This window comes from Alteromonas sp. ABE4_545 (assembly GCF_056161325.1).
In genome coordinates this window covers 141,767-161,156 of record NZ_JBSWYY010000004.1, presented here as the reverse complement: position 1 = coordinate 161,156, position 19,390 = coordinate 141,767, and the positions used below count along the sequence as shown (strand labels likewise).

Annotated in this window: 18 protein-coding genes; all 18 read left to right on the top strand. The window is 44.6% G+C overall.

Annotated elements, in window-relative coordinates:
• The first annotated feature begins 13 nt into the window (after positions 1–13).
• The 18 genes from aepX (at position 14) to ACXAH6_RS05800 (ending at position 19,197) form a co-directional block, all read left to right on the top strand.
• The gene (gene aepX / locus ACXAH6_RS05885) at positions 14–1,315 is read left to right on the top strand and encodes a phosphoenolpyruvate mutase (protein WP_474875712.1); all 1,302 of its coding nucleotides are present in this window, start codon (positions 14–16) and stop codon (positions 1,313–1,315) included.
• Positions 1,315–2,430, top strand: a complete 1,116-nt coding sequence (gene aepY / locus ACXAH6_RS05880) for a phosphonopyruvate decarboxylase (RefSeq protein WP_474875711.1) — start codon at positions 1,315–1,317, stop codon at positions 2,428–2,430. The genes aepX and aepY overlap by 1 nt, the downstream gene beginning before the upstream one ends.
• Positions 2,431–2,452: 22 nt before the next feature.
• A complete protein-coding gene (locus ACXAH6_RS05875; protein WP_474875710.1) occupies positions 2,453–3,550 on the top strand; it encodes a phosphonoacetaldehyde reductase in 1,098 nt (365 codons plus the stop codon).
• Positions 3,540–4,457 carry a nucleoside-diphosphate sugar epimerase/dehydratase gene (locus ACXAH6_RS05870; protein ID WP_474875709.1) on the top strand — a complete coding sequence of 306 codons (918 nt, stop codon included), beginning with the start codon at positions 3,540–3,542 and terminating at the stop codon, positions 4,455–4,457. The genes ACXAH6_RS05875 and ACXAH6_RS05870 overlap by 11 nt, the downstream gene beginning before the upstream one ends.
• A 5-nt stretch (positions 4,458–4,462) precedes the next feature.
• Positions 4,463–5,689, top strand: a complete 1,227-nt coding sequence (locus ACXAH6_RS05865; RefSeq protein WP_474875708.1) for a capsular polysaccharide export protein, LipB/KpsS family — start codon at positions 4,463–4,465, stop codon at positions 5,687–5,689.
• Positions 5,686–6,801: a class I SAM-dependent methyltransferase gene (locus ACXAH6_RS05860; RefSeq protein ID WP_474875707.1), complete on the top strand. Its 1,116-nt coding sequence runs from the start codon at positions 5,686–5,688 to the stop codon at positions 6,799–6,801. Before ACXAH6_RS05865 ends, ACXAH6_RS05860 begins: the two co-directional genes overlap by 4 nt.
• Positions 6,802–6,837: 36 nt before the next feature.
• Positions 6,838–7,872 (top strand): NAD-dependent epimerase/dehydratase family protein, encoded by a 1,035-nt coding sequence (locus ACXAH6_RS05855; RefSeq protein ID WP_474875706.1) that lies wholly within the window; start codon positions 6,838–6,840, stop codon positions 7,870–7,872.
• A 9-nt stretch (positions 7,873–7,881) separates the two neighbouring features.
• Entirely contained in the window at positions 7,882–9,087 is a 1,206-nt protein-coding gene (locus tag ACXAH6_RS05850) for a glycosyltransferase family 2 protein (RefSeq protein ID WP_474875705.1), read from the top strand.
• Positions 9,088–9,200: 113 nt separating this feature from the next.
• The gene (gene rfbF, locus ACXAH6_RS05845) at positions 9,201–9,968 is read left to right on the top strand and encodes a glucose-1-phosphate cytidylyltransferase (protein ID WP_474875704.1); all 768 of its coding nucleotides are present in this window, start codon (positions 9,201–9,203) and stop codon (positions 9,966–9,968) included.
• Positions 9,969–10,149: 181 nt separating this feature from the next.
• On the top strand, positions 10,150–10,713 hold the full coding sequence (locus ACXAH6_RS05840) for a dTDP-4-dehydrorhamnose 3,5-epimerase family protein (RefSeq protein ID WP_474875703.1): 564 nt from the start codon (positions 10,150–10,152) through the stop codon (positions 10,711–10,713).
• On the top strand, positions 10,710–11,933 hold the full coding sequence (locus ACXAH6_RS05835; protein WP_474875702.1) for a methyltransferase domain-containing protein: 1,224 nt from the start codon (positions 10,710–10,712) through the stop codon (positions 11,931–11,933). The genes ACXAH6_RS05840 and ACXAH6_RS05835 overlap by 4 nt, the downstream gene beginning before the upstream one ends.
• Complete coding sequence (locus tag ACXAH6_RS05830) at positions 11,930–12,820, top strand: NAD-dependent epimerase/dehydratase family protein (protein ID WP_474875701.1); 891 nt, start codon at positions 11,930–11,932, stop codon at positions 12,818–12,820. The genes ACXAH6_RS05835 and ACXAH6_RS05830 overlap by 4 nt, the downstream gene beginning before the upstream one ends.
• A complete protein-coding gene (locus ACXAH6_RS05825; RefSeq protein WP_474875700.1) occupies positions 12,817–13,986 on the top strand; it encodes a class I SAM-dependent methyltransferase in 1,170 nt (389 codons plus the stop codon). Before ACXAH6_RS05830 ends, ACXAH6_RS05825 begins: the two co-directional genes overlap by 4 nt.
• Complete coding sequence (locus ACXAH6_RS05820; protein WP_474875699.1) at positions 13,983–14,753, top strand: cephalosporin hydroxylase family protein; 771 nt, start codon at positions 13,983–13,985, stop codon at positions 14,751–14,753. The genes ACXAH6_RS05825 and ACXAH6_RS05820 overlap by 4 nt, the downstream gene beginning before the upstream one ends.
• A 6-nt stretch (positions 14,754–14,759) precedes the next feature.
• Positions 14,760–15,722: a hypothetical protein gene (locus ACXAH6_RS05815; protein ID WP_474875698.1), complete on the top strand. Its 963-nt coding sequence runs from the start codon at positions 14,760–14,762 to the stop codon at positions 15,720–15,722.
• Between the two features lie 16 nt (positions 15,723–15,738).
• Entirely contained in the window at positions 15,739–16,659 is a 921-nt protein-coding gene (locus ACXAH6_RS05810) for a glycosyltransferase family 2 protein (RefSeq protein WP_474875697.1), read from the top strand.
• Positions 16,660–16,776: 117 nt separating this feature from the next.
• Positions 16,777–17,583 (top strand): flagellin, encoded by an 807-nt coding sequence (locus tag ACXAH6_RS05805; RefSeq protein WP_474875696.1) that lies wholly within the window; start codon positions 16,777–16,779, stop codon positions 17,581–17,583.
• Between the two features lie 174 nt (positions 17,584–17,757).
• Positions 17,758–19,197 carry a sigma-54 dependent transcriptional regulator gene (locus ACXAH6_RS05800; protein WP_474875695.1) on the top strand — a complete coding sequence of 480 codons (1,440 nt, stop codon included), beginning with the start codon at positions 17,758–17,760 and terminating at the stop codon, positions 19,195–19,197.
• The last annotated feature ends 193 nt before the right edge of the window (positions 19,198–19,390 follow it).

Sequence of the window (19,390 nt, the reverse complement as noted above, 5' to 3'; positions counted from 1 at the left end):
AGAAGTAGAGACAATGACGAAAAAAGTATATCTCGGAATGAGCGCCGATTTAGTTCATCCTGGTCATCTGAATATCATCAAAAAAGCAGCGGAACTCGGTGAAGTCACCGTTGGTTTGTTAACTGATAAAGCAATCGCGAGCTATAAACGCGTTCCCTTTATGACTTTCGAGCAACGCAAAGAAGTGATCGAAAACATCAAAGGCGTGGCCCATGTCATTGCGCAAGAAACGCTAGATTACGTGCCCAACCTTGAAGCGCTTAAGCCTGATATTGTGGTACACGGTGATGATTGGCAAACGGGCGTTCAGCAAAAAACGCGTCAGCGCGTGATTGATTGTCTTGCGCAATGGGATGGCAAGCTAGTCGAAGTACCTTATACCCATGGCATTTCTTCTTCTCAATTACACAAAGCTATGAAAGAGATTGGCACTACGCCAGAAGTGCGTTTGAAGTCACTACGCCGTATCTTGAATGCTAAACCCTTAGTGCGTTTCCTCGATATCCACAATGCCCTGTCGGGGTTAATTATAGAAAATACCCGAATTGAGACTGAGACTGGTCCAAAAGAATTCGACGGCATGTGGGGCAGCAGCTTGACCGACTCAACAGCTAAAGGAAAGCCTGATATCGAAGCCGTGGATGTGACATCACGCATGTCGACGTTAAATGAAGTACTCGAAGTCACTACCAAGCCTATTATCTATGACGGCGATACAGGCGGCAAAACAGAACACTTTGTTTTTACAGTAAAAACGCTAGAACGCCTAGGCGTGTCAGCGGTTATAATTGAAGACAAAACAGGCTTAAAGAAAAACTCGTTGTTTGGCACCGAAGTTGCGCAAACTCAGGATTCAATCGAGAATTTTTGTCACAAAATTCAAGCGGGTAAAGCGGCGCAAGCGACTAACGATTTTATGATTATCGCCCGTATTGAAAGCCTCATCTTAGACCAAGGCGTTGATGATGCCATGGAACGTGCTGCTGCCTATCTCGATGCGGGAGCTGATGGCATTATGATCCATAGTCGCCAGAAAACACCTGACGAAATTTTTGAGTTTTGTGACCGCTATGCTCAATTGCCGAATCGCAAGACCTTGGTTGCCGTACCTTCGAGTTACAACAAAGTTTACGAGCACGAATTGGAAGCGAGAGGCGTGAACGTGGTGATTTATGCCAATCAGTTATTGCGCAGTGCATACCCTGCTATGTTGAATACGGCAGAAAGTATATTAAGCCATGGGCGTTCTGCAGAAGTAGACAGCAGCATGATGCCAATTAAACAAATTCTCGAACTTATCCCTGGCGGTAAATAATGATTGCGCCAGCAGATTTTTGTACGTTTCTTGCGGAACATGGTCTGACACAATATTACGGTGTGCCTGATTCATTGTTGAAGTCCTTGTGTGCTTATATCGACAACCATTACGAGAAAAGCCAACACGTGATAACGGCGAATGAAGGGAATGCCATGGCCATGGCGACCGGATTCTACCTAGGATCTGCAAAGCCCGCGGTGGTGTATATGCAAAATTCGGGGTTGGGGAATATCGTCAACCCCATGACATCCTTGTGTGACACACAAGTTTATAGCATTCCCATGCTGTTAGTGATTGGCTGGCGCGGTGAACCAGAGGTGAAAGATGAACCTCAGCATGTTAAGCAAGGAGCAATCACGCTCGAACAGTTAACTCTGTTAGATGTGCCTTACGTGGTCATAGACAGTAACACGTCGTTGGAGACAGTTAGCCCGTTGCTTTCGCGTATGCTGCAAGAATCTCGTCCTGTTGCTGTTGTTGTGAAAAAAGGCTCATTCGCGTCTGAAAAGTCGCCACAACGTGAGCAGGCCTTCACGATGAAAAGAGAAAGCGCGCTATCTTGTTTGCTCGACAATATGCAGCCTGACACGCTGGTGGTATCGACAACAGGGAAAACTTCTCGGGAAGTGTTTGAGCTAAGAAAAGCGAAGCAACAAGCCAATAGTGATTTCCTGACCGTTGGCGGCATGGGGCATACGGCGTCTATTGCGCTTGGTGTAGCCATGGCTCAGCCGTCAAAACCTGTGGTTGCTTTTGACGGTGATGGTTCATTGCTCATGCACATGGGGGCACTCGCCGTTACAGGTGCTGTTTCTCCAGAGAACTTTGTTCATGTTGTATTGAATAATCAAAGCCATGAGTCGGTCGGTGGTCAGCCTACTGTAATCGCTGGTGTTGACTTAGAAAGTGTGACCAAAGCATGTGGTTACCGTCATTATCTTTGTTTATCTTCAGAACAAGAGATTCACGCTCAGTTTGCTAATGCACTTGCGCTTGAAGGGCCGGTATTAGTAGAAGTTCGCATTGCTCAAGGTTCGAGGGATGATTTAGGTCGCCCAACATCGACTCCTGTTGAAAATAAACGCGCGTTTATGCAACACGTTGGATTGTGACCGAAACCAAAGAGTGAATATCATGACAGAGCCCTCATCGCCGCAATTTAATGTAATTACCACACATTCACTGCTCGACACGTTACACGAGTTGTCGCTTGGGCCGAGGCCGTTAATCGTAACGAGTGGAGGGTTTGCTCGTCGTGGTGTTGTTGGTGAACTGGTTACTGGGTTATCTGAGAGCGAAGTCACTGTTATTGATAGCGTGTCGCCAAACCCTGAACTTGCCTATTTATCATCGTTACTTGAACGCTACCAAGACGCTGCCTTTACGTCTGTTATTGCGTTAGGTGGCGGCAGTGTAATGGATTCTGCGAAAGTGCTGAGCCGTTTACTCGGTGAGCCTGCTGCAGCGCTCGAAGGGTATTTGGTTTCTGGCGCGCAGCTACCGCCTAACAGCCCTGTGCCGTTGATCACCATTCCTACATCATCGGGTACTGGGGCCGAGATTACGCCTTTTGCTACCGTGTGGGATAGTCGCACGCAAACTAAGTATTCTTTTGCTGATCGCATCCCAGACGCCACCGTTTTAGAAGCCAAATTAACTCAAACACTTCCGCGAAATGAAACGCTTTACTCAGGGTTAGATGCCTTATCTCATGCGCTTGAGTCTTTGTGGAACATCCAGCGCACGGCTACCAGTCAGCGCGCAGCATTGGCCGCTATTGATCATGTGGTGGCCGCTTTGCCCCAAGTGTTGGCCTCGCCTTCGTCATTGTCTGCACGAGAAACGATGCTGATTGGCGCAAACTTGGCGGGGATGGCGATTACAGAAACACGCACAGCCTTGGCCCACGCTATGTCATATTCATTGACCATGAAATACGGTATTCCACATGGTTTAGCGTGTAGTTTTACTTTACCTGCATTACTTGGGCTGTTTTCCAATGAGGAGTTAGGGTTGAGTGATACCCAGAGAATAGGGGTTGAAGCCTTGTTGTCGAGTTTGCATTTGGCTGAAGAGGTCACGAAATTTGCTTCTGCAGAGCAGATTATTTCCGACTTTGATTATCAGTTAGACCCTAGTCGAGCGAAAAACTTTACCCGTGAAGTTTCTCCTGAACAGATTAAGCGTGTATTGGTGTTGAGTCTCAACAAGGAGACACAGAATGTCTATTAAAACAGTATTATTTGGCGCAGGTGGTGGGGCGAGCCAGTATTTAGGCAGTATTGATACTGATGAGCGAACATTTATCGCAATATTGGATAACGACCCCGCTAAAGTGGGTACACAAGTCGCTGGCCTAAAAGTACTGGCGCCTGAATCTATTGTTGAACTCGATTTCGATCAAATAGTGATCACGACGCAGTGGTCGATGGAAGTCTATGGGCAACTAACAGAAAGTTTGGGCGTTGATAAAAATAAGGTACTTATTCCTAAAAAGAAAACCTTAAAAGCGCTGAAAGCGGAACCATTTAGAAACCTAGAAACCTTAGCATTTGGCCAGCGTATTATCACCAATCTGTGCCGGTTAGCGGCATCACAGAACGTGCCATTAATGGTAGATTTTGGCACTTTGCTCGGCATTATCCGCGATGGTGACATTATCCCTTGGGATGATGACATCGACTTTGCTATTGCCAAAGACAAGGCGCCTGCGCTTGTGCATGTGTTAAAAGCATTTATCGCCGAATCACCTGATAAAGTTGATTGGCGAATCGAAGAGCTAAAAAGTCAATCAGGTGAAACTTTAGGGTTATTGCTCAGATTTACCGACCACTCTGGCGTACATACTAGCTTTTCTACTTCATTTGGCTTTCGAGAGTTTAAAGATGGCGTTGCGCATCATATGCCAAGTTTGGGTATGTGGCATGGGCCAGAAAAGCACTTTTTGACTTTTGAGCAAATCGATTGGATGGGGACGAAAATCAACATTCCCTGTGAACACGACGCTTATTTGACTTACCAATACGGCGATTGGAAAACACCAAAGCAAGATATGCAACTCTCTGATTATGCGAACTTGAATAAGGTTGATTTTAACGACATAAAATCAGCGAGCCCTAAAACCTATTTGGTCGAGTAAACCCTGTGATCACCGATGAATTACTTGCGTTGATGCAAAAAGTAGAGCCTGTAGATATTCAGGCTTTGCGCGGCCAAGATGTTCAAATATTCGGAACGGGTGGGTATGCTAAGCAGTTGATTGATAGGGCTGACTTGAATGTATTAGCATTTATTGACCACCACGCCAGCGCAGTCAGTCATCCCCATTTTGATCAACCCCTCATCAAACCAGAGCAAGCGAGTGGGCGAGTTGTGATTGGCGCGAGTATCGGCAATTATCAGTATAATCAACTGATTGCTTTATCAAAGGTAGCTGACGACCAGATTGAAAAAGTTTACTTAGTCGATGAGTGTGCAAATCAACGCGGGTTAGAACAAACCGAATTGGAAAATACGGTATTGTTGATAGAGCATACCAATGGTGTGGAGCGTCATCGAGAGCACCTTACGGGTTTTAGAGCGTATTGGCAGCAACGGGGAAAAACCGTGGTGTCTTTGTGTCCTTTGATGCTCCCATTTTATTCTGCGTATTGGCAACATCGCGACGTGTTCATCTGGAACGGGCAACGTCCTTTGTATGAATTGGTCGATGTCTATCTTCCCCACGCTAAGAAGTACTTTATCGAATATGGTTTTTTCCCCCAATCTGAACACATTTATTTCGACGCACGTGGCGTTAGTCAAGAGTCGTCGCTCATGCACGACGATTTGCATTGGGTCAGTGCTTCAGAACTTGAACAACTGAGTTACACACGTGCATCTTTCTTGGCTGGATTTACTCATGAGGCCAAAGATTACGTGTTGGTGCCGTTACAAGTTCCCGATGATGCGAATATTGTTAATGCTAGCCGTTTTACATCAGGGATGCAGGAGTTTATTGATTACATCAACGATTATTACCCTGAAGATGTCGATGTTGTCTTTAAAGCACACCCCAAAGACCCCAACCGACGCAATTATCACTATCACAACCGCCGAGTCAGTGAAAAGCCATTTCTCACATTGCTGAAACACGCGAGATGCGTGCACGGTATTACATCGAGCACCCTGTATGAGGCGCTATTGGCAGGTGTAGAGGTTATTTCCGAGGGCGTGAGTTTAATCAATAAACATCAGCATCAACCAGAAAAGTTATTAGCGGCGATGGTTAGTCGGCAAATAGATATATCTACAACTGATATGGAAGAGTATTTAATTCAACAGCAATGTTTCCCCGACTATTCTGAAAAACAAACAGAGGGTTTATTGTGAGTCATTCGCATACTATAAAATGGCAGGCTGGAAAGTTCTATTTAGCCAGTTGTCATCAAACATTACCTTTGGAACAGGCTTGGGAACTTCCCGACGTGCCCGGCATATCAGACTTGCACATTGACAATGCAATGCAGTATTTAACGTCGATGGAAGCGGATACAGCAATGCGTGTTTGGGTAAAAAGACTTTCCAAAGGCGGGCGGCTAACTATCACAGTACCAGACACAAACTACTTCATGAAAAAATGGCTTGCTGCAGAATGGACTGAAGAAACGCTTAAAGATGGGCAGTCAGAGGCAAGATTAGCCTTTGCCGGTTTGTGGGGAGCGCAAGCATTTGGTAACCCCGTGATGAAAGATTATCAGGTTGGTGCGCAAGGTGCGTATTTGGCTGGGTTCAATGAATCACGCCTTACGTTATTGCTTCAACGCGCTGGCTTGTTCGACGCTGAACGAATTAATGCTCCCGATGGCACCCTCACCATGACCGCAGTGAAAACTATGGACAAAGGTGAACGTCAAGTTGTTACTAGTCGAGAAGCTGTTCGTCCTGACCATTTGAATCGTTACGAGTTTGCTGTGCAGCAATTAAATGCTGTTGGTGCCGACACTATTTTGGATCTTGCATGTGGAGTTGGATATGGCAGTCAATTACTCGCATTGGAAACCCAAGCAAGGATAACCGCGGTTGATATTGATAATGCTGCATTGGCGCATGCTAAACAGTATTTTCCTGCCCCGAAGATAGATTACGTGTTGGGCGATGCCCGAGCGCTAACTTTTGACTCGGCTGAGTTTGATGCCATTGTATCATTTGAGACAATAGAACACGTTGATTTTGCGGAACAATTAGTTGAACACTATCATCGTTGGTTGAAACCTGGGGGCTATTTAATATGTTCGACGCCAAATCAAGATGTAATGCCTTTTGATAAAGAGAAGTTCCGTTTTCATGTCAAACATTTCACGAATGAAGAGTTAGTTTCACTGCTCAACCAAGCTGGGTTTTCTGACATAACACTTTACGCCCAACACGACCCTGTGAAAGGTAAAGTTGTAAAAGGTAATGATGGGCACTTTACTGTCGCTGTCGCTCGTAAAACGAGCTAATAAAAGTAATGCTCGCTATAAATTAATAGGTGAAAAATGAAAAAAGTACTCATTACCGGTAATTTAGGATACGTGGGGCCTGCGGTAACATCACTATTAAAGTCGCATTTTAGCGATGTTACAACATTGGGTGTTGATACTGAATTCTTTGCTCAGCAAGCTTCTTTACCGAGTGCATACGAGGCTCAACAGGTTGATCAGCAGATAGTGTGTGATATTCGTGATCTATCACCAAGTCATCTACAAGGCGTTGACGTGATTATTCACCTTGCGGCTATTTCAAATGACCCTATGGGTAACCGATTTGAAGACGTGACGTATGATATTAATGTGGCTGCGAGTCAGCGACTCGCTATGTTGGCTAAATCTGCTGGTGTTAAGCGATTTGTGTTTGCGTCGAGTTGCAGCGTTTACGGAGCCGCAGACACGTCTCAGTTTGTAGATGAACATGGGCAATTAAATCCTGTCACTGCTTATGCCAAATCAAAAATTGAGCTGGAGTCTGCACTACAACCTTTGGCTGATAGTCACTTTGATGTTTACTGTCTTCGCTTCGCTACGGCGTGTGGCGCAAGTTGTAACCTACGGTTAGATCTCGTACTCAACGACTTTGTTTATTCTGCGGTTAAAAATAACAAAATTAATATTTTGTCAGATGGTACGCCATGGCGACCGCTCATTGATACGTATGACATGGCGAGAGCCTTGGTATGGGCGGCCTGTGTTGCAGAGCGAGATGAATCGGTGAATATTTTCAATGTCGGTAAAACGACCAATAATTACAATGTACTAGGGCTTGCTGAGGCGGTGCAATCGTTGCTTACGTCGGTAGAAGTTGAAGTGAATACACAAGCCAGCTCAGACACACGGTCCTATCGGGTCGATTTCACCAAATTTGAACAAGCAGCGATGGAGTGGGCGCCTAAAATTGAACTTCACGAGAGTATCCGACAACTTATCGATTGTGTGAGCCCCATTCCTATGGGTCAACTAGAAAGATATAAACGTTTGTTTGTTCTGGATAAACACTTAGCAGAAGGTAAGCTGAACACACAGTTAAAGTGGCAGTAGCGTTAAACTATGCTTTTTTCGGTAATAATTCCTGTTTTTAATCGCTCGGATGTTTTAATGCGGGCGATTAAATCTGTACTCGCTCAGGATTACCAAGATCTAGAAATACTCGTTATTGATGATGGCTCTGAACAACATCATCGGCGCAAGATGCAAGCGATCGTCAATGCGCTCAATGATCCGCGAATTACACTTATCCACCATGCTGAAAATTGCAATGGGGCGGCAGCGAGAAATACGGGAATTCAGGCCGCAAAAGGTGATTTTATTTGCTTTTTAGACTCTGATGATGAATGGCTGCCGGCCAAGCTGAATGTCATGTATCAAGCGATTCAGTCGGCCTATACGCCGGTTGATGACATTATTATTCATCACCCCTATGTCAATATCGATTTCGGCAAGAAAGGCAAACCATATCCCAAACTCGCCAAGCAGGTCGGAGAATCCGTCGCACATTATTCTTTTGTTACCAATAATGTTGGTGGTATTCAATCAAGTACCCTTTGCGTCGCTGCATCACTAGCAAAATACGTCATGTTTAATGAGCAGCTAAGAGGGCATCAGGATTGGGATTTTGCCCTTAGGCTCGGTGCTCACACTGACCGTTTTATCTTTGTGGAGCAAACCTTGTCATTGCGCCACAGAGATGGCAGCGACAGTGTCGCTAAGTCTTTAGACTGGCGTTATTCATTGGGGTTCTTAAAACAATATAAGCGCTTTTTTGAGGCAAAAACAGCCACTTACTTTTTTGAAAGGGTGGTGCTAAAAAAAGCCATTAAGGCAAGTTCGCTCTTGCCATTATTGTTAACGCGAACATTTTGGTGGGCATGTTGGAAAAAGCCTTCAATTTTGTTTTCAATGAAAAAGTGGCGAGCAAGTCGGGTGCAGTTGTGCGGCCGAATTGAGCGATTGCTCGAACACTGCCGCACTCACCAGCACCATAGTGTTATATTGTGGGGAGCAAACGCTTATTCACTTGAAATTGTTAACGTAACCTCTAACGATATCAAGGTATTAGCCATTATTGACAATGGCCTTGGCGACAAAAGCAGCGCTTTAGAAGGTATTCCTATTCGAGCGTTGAACACCATGGATGCGAGTTTGCTAGAGCGAGCGCATGCGATAGTATTAGTGACCGATCATCATTGCGATTCGATGAAGCAAGACTTGGCTGAAAAAAATGCTGACTTGTTAGTCAAAGTGGTGAATTTTTGAGGTATGCGCTTGGCAGTAATGTGAAGTCGATGGGAAACATTAAATATTTATTTTGATATGACGATATCGAGTAGATAAAGTTTGAGAAAGTACAACAAAGGATAAAAATCTCAATGAAGGCTGTTATTCTGGCGGGTGGTCTAGGTACTCGTATTAGTGAAGAATCCCATCTTCGTCCTAAGCCAATGATCGAAATTGGTGGGAAACCAATACTTTGGCATATTATGAAGATCTATTCGTCGTTTGGTGTGAATGATTTTGTTATCTGTTTGGGGTACAAGGGCTACATCATTAAGGAATACTTCGCTAACTATTTTTTGCACATGTCTGATGTCACTTTTGATATGGCATCCAATACAATGGAAGTGCATGAAAAACATGTTGAACCTTGGCGAGTTACATTGGTAGACACTGGTGAGAATAGCATGACGGGAGGTCGGTTACGTCGTGTGAGAGACTATGTGGGCAGTGACACGTTTTGCTTTACTTATGGTGATGGGTTAGCCAACGTCGATATTGAAGCGCAAATCCGTGCTCATCGCCAATCAAAGAAAATTGCAACAGTAACGGCAATACAGCCCCCAGGCCGCTTTGGTGCACTTGATATTCAAAACAGTACAGTAAAACGTTTTCAAGAGAAGCCTGCTGGTGACGGTGCGTGGATCAACGGTGGTTTTTTTGTATTAGAAAGCGAAGTGTTTGACTACTTGCACGCCGATACCGATGCCTTTGAATCGGCGCCTCTTTCTCAATTAGCCGCCGACGGCCAATTAAATGCATATCAGCACAATGGTTTTTGGCAGTGCATGGACACTCTACGTGATAAGAATCACCTCGATGCTTTATGGGATTCACAGTCTGCACCTTGGAAACTATGGTAGTGAGTGTCGATGTATTGTAACTCGATGAATGGGTTGTGTGAGTTCGTCGAGTTTACAAAGGTTTGCTACTTTGCTTATGTCGCCCCAGCGTGCTTTTCCATCCCATCGGTTACTGTTAAATCACATAGAGAATAGAATTGACTTTTACCCGAGCTTATCGGTAAGGGAGCTAGGAACCACTATGAGCAATAAATTAGCGATTAAGGAATTGGGGCTTGGCGGTGTTTTTGAAGTAAGGTCGTTGCGATATAGTGATGACCGCGGATCTTTTGCTCGTTGGTACTGTGGTAACGAATTAGCCGCGCTTTTACCAAACAAAAGCGTCAGACAAATTAATCATTCGGTGAATACCCGTAAAGGAACAGTGAGAGGCTTGCATTTTCAGTACCCTCCCGCGGCTGAGCACAAGCTAGTCCGCTGCGTGCAAGGCGCTGTGTCTGACATTATTGTTGATTTAAGAGCCAACTCGCCAACTTTCTTGGCACATATTAGCGTTCATTTAGAAGCATCCGATGATGTGATGCTGTTGATTCCGCCTGGTTGTGCTCATGGTTTCCAATCTCTTCAAGACAACAGCCAGTTGTTATATTTACACACAGCCGATTACGCTCCCGAGCTTGAAGGTGGGTGTCGGGTCGATGACCCTATACTCAAGATTAAACTGGCTTTGCCGATATCAACGATATCGCAGCGAGATTCAAGCTTTGCCTTTTTAGAAAAAGATTTTAGTGGAATAGAAGTATGAAATGTAGACATTGTCATCACAGTTTACACCTGACTTTGATGGACTTTGGTTCTATGCCGCCGTCTAATGCATATTTGTCTAGTGACGCTCACTTCGATAAAGAAAAATGTTATCCGTTAAATGTGAAAGTGTGCGAACAGTGTTGGCTTGTACAAACTCAGGATTTTACCCGAGCTGATGAGCTTTTTACCGCCGATTATGCCTATTTTTCATCGACATCATCGAGTTGGCTGCAACATGCGGCCGAATATGTAGAGGGGGCTGTCGAAACGCTAGCTCTTGACCATTCGAGTTTTGTTGTTGAACTGGCATCAAACGATGGCTACTTATTGCAAAATTTCCAAAAACGGGGCATCCCCAACCTTGGAGTCGAGCCGACTCTGGCTGCAGCAGAAAAAGCTCGTACCTTGGGTATTGATGTTGTTTCGTCATTTTTCGGTATGCCCCTGGCGAAAGAGTTGGTTAGGCTGTACCGCAAGGCCGACCTGATTATCGCGAACAACGTGCTCGCTCACGTCCCAGATATCAATGATTTTGTGGAAGGGATCAGCGTATTACTTGCTGACAACGGGGTATGTTCATTTGAGTTTCCGCATTTACTAAAACTGCTTGAAGAACATCAATTCGATACTATTTATCACGAGCATTACTCGTATCTATCATTGTTAGCAGTTAAGCGTATTTTGCTGCAAGCAAACCTATTGATTTACAGGGTGGAAGAGTTGACCACTCATGGTGGCAGTTTGCGTGTATGGGCGGCAAAAGCCAATACCGACAGAAACATAGATAAGAGTGTGGATGACATCCTTGCTCAGGAAATTGAAGCGGGATTGGCTACGAAAGAAGTGTACCAACACTTTGCTGATGAAGCGCAGCGTATATCCGTTTCCTTGAAAAACTATTTACAAGAACAAAAGCGTTTAGGGCGTTGTGTTGTTGCGTACGGTGCCGCCGCTAAAGGCAATACCATGCTTAACTATGCGGGGATAGGGCTAGATCTCTTACCTGTAGTATTCGATGCGGCTCCTTCCAAACAAGGAAAGTTTATGCCTGGGAGTCATATACCTATCAAACACCCAAAAGAGCTAACCACATACAAACCGGATTGCGTCCTCATCTTACCCTGGAACTTGTCCAAAGAAATTAAGGCTCAGCTTACACCCATTGTTGGTGACGACTGTGATTTTGTAATTGCAATTCCAACACTGAAGCAATTATGAAAGTGCTGATCACCGGAGCAACAGGATTTATTGGAAAAACCACCCTCACATGGTTGTGTGATCAAAATATACCTGTGGTTGTGCTGGGGAGAGAAGCGCCTAAAACGTCCTCTACTGTGACTTTTGTACGCACTGACCTGATGACCGATACGCAGCTTGTTGACAAACTTGCCAAGTTAAAATGCACCCATTTACTTCATCTAGCGTGGAATGTGGACCACGGTAAATTTTGGCACTCCGAAGAGAATATGGACTGGGTGGCGGCAACGTGTCGTTTGGTACACGCATTTCGTATTGCTGGCGGCAAGGCTGCCGTTTTTTCAGGTACATGTGCTGAATACGGTGTATCTGAAACCACATTATTTGAAGGGACCGATTATGGTCAGCCCTCAACACTGTATGGCGTTTCTAAAGACGCGACTCGCCGACTTGTTATGTCTTATTGTGAAACAAACGGTGTGCGATGTAGTTGGGGGCGGATTTTTTTTCCATATGGGAAAGGTGAAGATGAGCGCCGTATCGTTCCGTCTTTGTTTAAAGCGATCACTGGCGCTGCGCCGGCTTTTTCTACTTATCTGTCGAGCCGACGAGACTTTATCTACATAGACGATCTCGTTCAGGGCTTATGGGTATTGTTGCAACGTGGAAAACACGATATTTACAACCTTTGTTCTGGACAGGAAACCGCTATTGCTTCGTTAATTGAAAGTATCGCAGATGTTGTTGGGAAACCCGCACAAGTTTTACTTAATTGTGGAAAGCGAGAATCACCAGATGTAAAGATTATTGTCGGCGATAATACAAAACTTCGCGCGTTAGGATGGTCGCCTGTGACGTCTTTGCATCAAGGACTACAGGCTATTTATACGGGATCTTTTCTAAAATGACTATGTATTGCCCAGTGTGTGCGTCTACACAATTATCGCCATTGGTATACAGAGAGAATGTACCAGTACATCAAAATTTGGTCATGGATTCGGCGCAGTCTGCGAAACAGTGTACAACGGGCATAATGGATATTCAGTTGTGCCGCGATTGTGGGTTTGTCTTTAATCAAAAGTTTGATTTATCACTGTTATCTTACGGTGATGAGTACGACAACACGCAATGCCACTCAAATGTATTTGAGGATTACATGGATGATCTGGTTCGCGAGCTCGTTGAAGTAAATGGCGTGAGAAATGCCACAGTGGTTGAAATTGGCTGCGGAAAAGGCACTTTTTTAAAAAAATTAGTCAATTACCCTGGTGCGAATAATAAAGGGATTGGCTTTGACCCCAGTTATGTAGGGGAGCCGGTTTCAGCTGACGGGAAGTTGTCTTTTTACAAAACATTTTATGACGAAACCTGCGTTGATGTTGATGCGGACGTGATTATCTGTCGTCATGTTATTGAACATGTGCCAGCCCCTGTTGAATTGTTAAAAAACGTTCGGCTTGCTATTGGAGAGCGTGCTGATACTCGAGTGTTTTTTGAAACACCGTGTATCGATTGGATATTAGAAAACAAAGTGGTTTGGGATTTCTTTTACGAACACTGCGCGTTGTTTAGCGCAGGTTCACTTTCTTGTGCTTTTAATCGTGCTGGTTTTCAGGTTGAGCACGTACGTCACGTGTTTAACGAACAGTATTTGTGGTTGTCAGCGCGTCCAGCAGATCAAATTCTTACAGAGAAAGATGCAGGCAAAACTACGCAGCTAGCAGAGCAATATCAAGTGAAAGAAACGCTCTTATTACATGATTTACGCGAACTGATAGTGTCATGTCAACGCGATGGCGGTGTCGCATTGTGGGGAGCGGGGGCAAAAGGGGCTACGTTGGCCCATTTACTCGACCCCCACGTTGACCTAATCACAGCAGTGGTTGACGTTAATCCGAATAAACAAGAGAAATTTATTCCGGGCAGCGGTCACCGCATAATATCGCCCTCTACCTTGGACGAGCTTCAAATCCAACACGTTATATTAATGAACCCTAATTACCGACACGAAGTTGAAAAAACGCTATCTACGCTCACAACACGTGTGACTTTGCATGAATGGACAGCCTCATGAAATTAATTTTAGATACTGATACTGCAACGCTAACCACCGAACAAGAGGGTGAAACTCAGGTTTTGCCTCTATACTCCAAAGAAGCGTTTGAGGCGCTATCAAGGCAATGGGTTCGAGTTGGATGGAATCAAAAATATCAATATACGTTCAGTTGGTATGGACGCCCTGTGATTCAGCTGCCCGAAGACATGATTCGTATGCAAGAAGTGATTTACCAATTACAGCCAGACGTAATTGTTGAAACGGGAGTCGCTCATGGTGGTTCACTGGTTTTTTATGCCAGTTTGATGCAATCGATGGGGAGAGGAAAAGTCGTGGGTGTAGATATTGAAATTCGCCCGCACAATCGTAAAGCGATAGAAGCTCACCCTCTTGCCCATCGGATCGCGTTAATCGAAGGAAGCTCTACTCATCCAGACGTTGTCTCTCAAGTTAACCAGCTTATCAAGCCTGATGATGTTGTTCTCGTCATCCTTGATTCTGATCATTGCTATGATCATGTGCTAGCAGAACTACAGGCTTATGCTCCTTTGGTACCTGCTAATTCTTACATTGTCGCGACTGATGGCATTATGTCGGATTTAGCCGACCTGCCAAGAGGTAAGCCTAATTGGGTTGAAGATAACCCGACGCGCGCCGCCTTTGATTTCGCACAGAGCAATCCCCAATTTATCATTGAACAGCCAGCGTGGCCTTTCAACGAAAGTGACTTGGCCCACAATATCACACATTGGCCTGGCGCTTGGTTAAAAAGAGTTGAGGAGTAAGCGTTGGTGAAACGGCTATTTTTTTTCCCAAATTACAAGTCAAATGAGTACATTGATTTATTGTATAGTGAAGCCGACCATTGGTCTGTTGAGCTTATCCCGTGGAACCGACATCTCAAGATGCAAAAAGGTGATGTTTTCCATGTGCACTGGGAAGATGCGGTAATAAAAAAGTCGGATAACCAGATGCTATCGGCCGAAATATTTGTTGGCCGAATGACAGAAATGAAACGCTTGGGTGTACAGATTGTATGGACAGTTCACAACACCCAGAGTCATTTATCCATTGACCGAGCTGCAGAAAGTTTGATTCGTGATTGGTTGAGAGACCACGCCGACGTCATATGTGTACACTCGACACGCCATATTGAATTACTACAATTTGCCGAGATTCAATCTAAGATCTGCGTTATTCCACTACCTATTTATATTCGAGCGCCACTCAAAAAAGACCTCAAACGCGTAACTAGTGTTGGTACAGCAGGGCATACCAGAGACAATAAATATCTGGAAGAGATTATAACACTGCTTTGTGAACTACAACGCTCTAGGGCCGTGCGAGGTATTATTCATTCTGCGCGCTATGAAAGCCACGCTCCACTTCCAGAAGGGCTGGAATTACACAATACGTATTTAGATAAACCTGAGTTTAATGCGTTACTTGATCAGATGGATGTTGCTGTTGTTTTATCTGCTTCTAATTTGAACTCGAGCGCTTTAACGAACTTTCTTGGCCGTAACATTCCTTGTTTTATTCCGCGTTCTTTGTTTTTTAATACTGATTTACCCGACGAGTATTATGATTGGGTTTTGCCCGATGACCAAGCTCAGTGGCTTACACACATGAATAAAGTACTCGATGATATTGAGCGCCTTAACCATGTTAAGAGTGTTATTTATCAATGGTCGCTAGCACGCACTCCGTCAATTGTGTCACATCGTTTTTTTCGAGAGGTTGTTTTTGACTAGGTCTATTTCCATTGGCATGCCAAATTATAATAATGAATCGACGATAGAGAGGGCGATTCGTTCGGCGCTTACCTCTAAAAGGGTGAAGCAGCTAGTTTTTTTTGATAACTGCTCTACAGACCGAAGCATCGAGGTGGTAAAAAAACTGGAAGCTGATTACCCTGATGTCCAGTTTGTAATATCCCTACAAAAGGAGAATGTCGGTAGAGCCAACAATTTCAAAGATGTCTACTTTCATAGTCGCGAATATTATTTTGCTTGGTTGGCGCCGGATGATTTTGTCAGTGATGGCTATTATGATCAGCTTGCGCAAAGTTTGGATAACACCGAAGTTGGGTTTAGCGCGGGGTCAACGGTATTTCAGTTACCTAATGCTCAAGAACAATCTGCTCGCTCAAACCGGCCATTGCTAGGAAATTGGCATGAAAGATTACGTCGTTTTTTGTCTAATCCTTGTGAAAACCAATGGTGTTACGGGGTGTTCAGGCGGGAACAGATACACGACGCCGTTAACCATTTAGATGAAAGTGCGGCAAGTGATTGGTTTATGATGATAAGAATGCTTGAACAAGGTGAGTTTCAACACCTTGAGAATTGCATCGCGTATCGCACCAAATCAGAGACTCGGAGTTACTTTTCTGCTGAACATTCCCCTGCAATTTATTACATGTTGACAGAGGGAAGTCCGGTGAAGTTGATGCTTGAACAAACGATTTCAGTTGTCAGTACATTGAACTTCGAACAGTCGAATTTGCTAGCTTTGCTAAAATTATACGTTCGAAAGATCATGGAGTTAGTGCGATACAATACCAATTTAATCACCGATAAACACAGCTTTATACAGAAGGCAGAGCGCGATTTTAACCGTGTGATGAAACAACAGCTAAACGTGCCAGATGACGTATTGAAACAATTAGTGTGGCAGTATCCATGGTGATACCGACTAATACGAATAGGTAAATAAATATACCTTGTATACTAAGATAATTCGCTTCTTAAACTTTGGTTAATACTTAACCTGCGCTATACTAAAGTGGAGAGTGTGAGGTGATTTATGATCAATGTGAATTCAAGCAATTCGTCGGCGGCGACATCGCTTTTACAGCAAGTGCAGGAAAAGCAAACGTCGTTATTAGAAAAGCTGGCGAGCGGCAAAAAAGTTAACGATGCGTCTGATGGTGCAGCAGCACAACAAATTATCGACCGATTAACGTCTCAGGTTGAGGGTAATCGTCAGTCTATTAGCAATGCTTACGACGGTATTTCTCTAGCCCAAGTAGCAGAAGGCGGTTTGGAGAACATCAACAATGATGTAAGCCGTATTCGAGAGCTAACCGTGCAAGCGGGTAATGGCATTCTGAACGCTGCTGATAAACAAGCGATCCAAGCTGAAATCACGCAGTTGCAAGACAACATTTCACAAACCATTGAGCAAACAGAGTTTGCTGGCAAGCCGCTTCTGAGTGAAGACAGCAGTATTAGCTTTCAAGTCGGGGCCGGTGCAGGGCAACAAATCGATGTGGCTACGTCTGATATCGCTTCTCAACTCAGTGGTATTTTAAGCGTTGATATTACCTCTCAGAGCGTTGATGACGCATTGGCAGAAGCTGACGCGGCCATTGAAACCGTTGGTGGTGCTCGCAGCGACCTCGGTGCTACGCAAAGCCAGTTTGAAAGTGCCGCGCGTAACTTAACCCAGGCAGATATCAGTACCTCTGCGGCAAGAAGTCGTATTCAAGACACTGATTACGCCCAAGCTGCGTCTGAAAGTGCAGCCAATGACATATTAGGTCAAGCTGCGGTAAGCGTTCAAGCACAAGCAAATCAACAACAAGGTCAGGTTCTTGCTCTGTTGAGCTAATGTACTTTGTTTAATTTATAAACTAAGGCAGGGTTTCCTGCCTTTTTTGTTTGTAAAACAACTGTATTTCCTCAATTTCTTGTACGTTTGGCAGTTGCGTGATCCTGTTTTACCGTTACAATTAACCTAGCGCTAAACTAATATATAAGAACAAAACAGCTTTTTGGGGATTCGATGAAGGATATTTTACTTGTCAGCGATAATAGTGATTTGATCCAGAATCTCTCCACTATTTTGACCTTCTTGGGTGAACCCTGCCAAGCAGAATCATTTCTCGGCTGCCCTCGGCGGTTGGAAGAAGCCCCTTCATCTGCTGTATTAATTGATGGTAAAGACCAAACAGCCATGATGGCGTTGGTGAAAAAATTTCCTAAAACGCCTTTCGTGGCTGTCGTTAGCAATGAATCTAACGTTAACTCAAGTAATAACTTGGTTAGCGTGCTACCCATGCCAATCACCTATCCGGTGCTAACCCAAGCGATTCATCGGTGCCAAGAATATATTCGCCGTCAGCCCAAACAAAACAGCCAGTCTGCGCTTAAAACGCGTTTGTTTCGCAGTTTGGTTGGGCGTAGCGAGCAAATTCAAATTGTTCGTCGCCTTGTTGAGCAGGTGGCACCAACCGACGCTAATGTATTAATTTTAGGTGAGTCTGGTACGGGCAAAGAAGTGGTTGCACGCAATGTTCACTTCTTATCTGAACGAAAAGATGGTCCTTTCATTCCCGTGAACTGCGGTGCGATACCCGGAGACCTGCTAGAAAGTGAGTTGTTCGGGCATGAGAAAGGGGCGTTTACCGGAGCGATTAGTAGCCGTAAAGGTCGTTTTGAACTTGCGGAAGGAGGCACGCTTTTCCTCGATGAGATTGGCGATATGCCTTTGCAAATGCAAGTTAAGCTTTTACGTGTGCTACAAGAGCGTACTTATGAGCGGGTAGGGGGCACAAAGCCAATACGATGCAATGTACGTATCATTGCTGCCACCCACCGCGATCTCGAATCCATGATCCAAGCCGACAAATTTCGTGAAGATTTGTATTACCGCTTAAACGTATTTCCGATCGACAGCCCTGCGCTGCGAGAGCGTCGAGAAGATATTCCCTTGCTTCTACAGGAACTGAATAGTCGTATGGAAGGGGAAGGCGCGTCGGGAGTTAAACTGACGGAGCAGGCCATTGGCTCGTTAATGGAACACGCTTGGGCCGGTAATGTGCGAGAGTTGTCTAACCTTGTTGAGCGCTTAACGATTCTGTATCCGGGCCAAATGGTCGATGTACAAGATTTACCTCCCAAGTACCAATACGGTGATATTGAGCCCTATGAGCCAGAGTACCCAGAAGAAGTACTTGAGCGAGACGCATTTAATGAGTTATTTGCTGAAACGGCAGCAGAAGAGGAAGCGAGAGACACGGCTAATGCCTCTATGGCGTCAGGTGCACTGCCTCAAGATGGTGTGAATCTGAAAGAGTACTTGTCTGAGCTTGAAATAAACCTCATCCGCCAAGCTTTGGATCAACAAGATTGGGTTGTTGCTAGAGCCGCCGATAAATTGGGTATGCGCAGAACCACCTTAGTTGAAAAAATGCGTAAATATGACATACAACGCGAAGCTTGATGCTTCGCGTTGTCAATAAAATGACATTGTTTCACTAGTTGAAAAAATGCGTAAATATGACATACAACGCGAAGCTTGATGCTTCGCGTTGTCAATAAAATGACATTGTTTCACTCCTCTTTGTTGTTCAACTCGCTGTAAAATAAGTAAAAAATTCTGGCACGCCAAGTGCAAGTAAGTTTGTCATTAAAAA